Below are 2363 nucleotides of genomic sequence, written 5' to 3' on the forward strand. Positions count from 1 at the left end.
CGCACCTCGCTGCGCGGCCTGAGCCTCGGCGACGCCGCCCGCCCCTCCTCGGGCCCCAGCGCCTCGCTCGCGACCGCCTCGGCGGTCGGCGGCGAGACCGTGGTGCTGCCACTGGTCGCCCGCAACCGCGTCATCGGCATGCTCACCCTCGGCAAGTCCACCGACGGGCACTTCCGCCAGGAGAACCTGGAACTCGCCGAAGACCTCTCCCGCAGGGCGGCCCTCGCCCTCGACAACGCCCGGCTGTACTCGGAGCGCACGGCCATCAGCCAGTCCCTCCAGCGCAGCCTGCTGCCGCCCGAACTGCCCGACGTCACCGGCGTGGAGGTCGAAGTCATCTACCGCGCGGCAGGCGAGGGCAACGAGGTCGGCGGCGACTTCTACGACCTCTTCCCGATCCGCGACGGCGCGTACGGCTTCGCCATCGGCGACGTCTGCGGCACCGGCCCCGAGGCCGCCGCGGTCACCGGCCTGGCCCGCCATGCGCTACGGCTGCTCGCCCGCGAGGGCTTCGGCGGCCCTGCGGTGCTGGAACGCCTCAACACCGCCATCCTCGACGAGGGCGCCCGCAGCCGCTTTCTGACGCTCCTTTACGGGGAGCTGTGGCCGCAGGAGGACGGCAGCGCCGAGCTGAAGGTCGTCTGCGCGGGCCATCCGCTGCCCCTGCGGCTGCGCCAGGACGGCTCCGTGGAGCCCGCGGCCGAACCCCAGCCGCTGCTCGGCGTGATGGAAGACCTCGAACTGTACGAGCAGACCGTCACCCTCGACCCGGGCGACGTCCTGCTGTGCGTCACCGACGGGGTGACCGAGCGCCGCGAGGGTGCCCGGATGCTCGGCGACGACGGCCTCATCGAGGTACTGACGACCTGCACCGGTCTGACGGCCGGCGCGGTGGCCTCTCGAGTGCTGCGCGCCGTGGAGCGGTTCGCAGCCCAGCCGCCGTCCGACGACATGGCCATCCTGGCCATGCGCGTCCCCGAGCGGCACGACGCCTGACATACCTCGGAGAACTCGGAGAACATGACGAAGGCCCCCGCCAATTGGCGAGGGCCTTGTGTCGTGAAAATAAGAGCCCCAATACGGAATCGAACCGTAGACCTTCTCCTTACCATGGAGACGCTCTGCCGACTGAGCTATTGGGGCGCGTCGACGGGATAAATCATACCCCGAAGATCGGGGTGCCCCGTGCCACTGCCCCAACGGCCGTCGCCAAGCCGCCGTTAAGCTGCCGCCTGAAGTACCCCGCCGAGCGCATTGCACGCGGACACCACTCGCTGCAGCTCCCGCCGTGTCATCGCCGCGTCGATCGGCAAAGCCAGACATTCATCGGCGGCTCGCTCGGTCTCCACGAGCCACAAATCCCGCCGGAATCGCGCGGTGCGGTGAGCCGGCGTCTGTACAGGAACGTGGCACATAACACCGCGGGAACGCAGCGTACGGGCGAAGGCGTCACGGTCCGGCCTGCCATTCCCCGGAACGCGCACCACGTACTGCTGATAGGTGTGCTGAACCCCGGGCGCCACGCAGGGGGTGCTCACACCGCGCAGCTTGCCGTTCAGATACGCCGCGTTCGCCTGCCGTCGCAGTATCTCTGCATCCGGCTCGGGCCGCGCCCCGTGCTCGATGACGAGCAGGCCGTGCCGCTTGCCGAGTTCAACCAGTCGGAGCATATCGGCCGGGTGCCCGAAGGTGTGCACCACAATGACGGCGGCGGTCTGGGGCGTCAGCGCATCCGCCACCGCGGCCGGCTCTATGCAGTACGTACTGGCGTCGATATCCACGAACACCGGCCGGGCCCCGGCCAGCAGAACCGCTTCCGCGGCCTCGGGGGTGCCGTACGACGGCACCACCACCTCGTCACCCGGCCGTACGCCCGACCGGGTGAGCTCTTGCAACAGCTCGTCCGCAGGAGTCCCCATGGCTGGCATCGTGCCCAGGCAACATGAACACCGAGTGGCCCGCAGCACAACAAAAGAGAGCCCTGTCAGGAACCAATGTTCCCAACAGAGCTCTCTCTAAAGATTGTTCGGCGGTGTCCTACTCTCCCACAGGGTCCCCCCTGCAGTACCATCGGCGCTGAAAGGCTTAGCTTCCGGGTTCGAAATGTAACCGGGCGTTTCCCTAACGCAATAACCACCGAAACACTATGAAGAAAACAAACCAACACCACACACCCGTAGGTGCGTGATTGGTTGGTCATTACTTCAGAACCAACACAGTGGACGCGAGCAACTGAGGACAAGCCCTCGGCCTATTAGTACCAGTCAACTCCACCGGTCACCCGGCTTCCATATCCGGCCTATCAACCCAGTCGTCTACTGGGAGCCTTACCCTCTTATAGAGGTGGGAGTCCTCATCTCGAA

General features: G+C 67.0%; 2 protein-coding genes, 1 tRNA gene and 2 rRNA genes. 1 reads left to right on the forward strand and 4 read right to left on the reverse strand.

Translation table 11 applies throughout. The annotated features are described in order from the left end of the window. The coding region (locus CCN51_RS26600) for a PP2C family protein-serine/threonine phosphatase (RefSeq protein WP_143675897.1) at positions 1-996 on the forward strand (996 nt) is incomplete at its 5' end. A gap of 74 nt (positions 997-1070) precedes the next feature. Here CCN51_RS26600 and CCN51_RS26605 read toward each other — a convergent pair. The 4 genes from CCN51_RS26605 to CCN51_RS26620 all read right to left on the reverse strand — a co-directional run. After that, positions 1071-1143 (reverse strand) — tRNA-Thr (locus CCN51_RS26605). 77 nt (positions 1144-1220) lie between these two features. Continuing rightward, a complete protein-coding gene (locus tag CCN51_RS26610; protein ID WP_014175957.1) occupies positions 1221-1919 on the reverse strand; it encodes a DegT/DnrJ/EryC1/StrS family aminotransferase in 699 nt (232 codons plus the stop codon). Between the two features lie 105 nt (positions 1920-2024). After that, positions 2025-2141: ribosomal RNA gene (rrf, locus tag CCN51_RS26615) — 5S ribosomal RNA — on the reverse strand. A gap of 93 nt (positions 2142-2234) precedes the next feature. Then, a 23S ribosomal RNA gene (locus tag CCN51_RS26620) occupies positions 2235-2363 on the reverse strand; the annotation flags it as partial.

It is taken from the genome of Streptomyces milbemycinicus (assembly GCF_002154605.1).
Taxonomy (GTDB): domain Bacteria; phylum Actinomycetota; class Actinomycetes; order Streptomycetales; family Streptomycetaceae; genus Streptomyces; species Streptomyces milbemycinicus.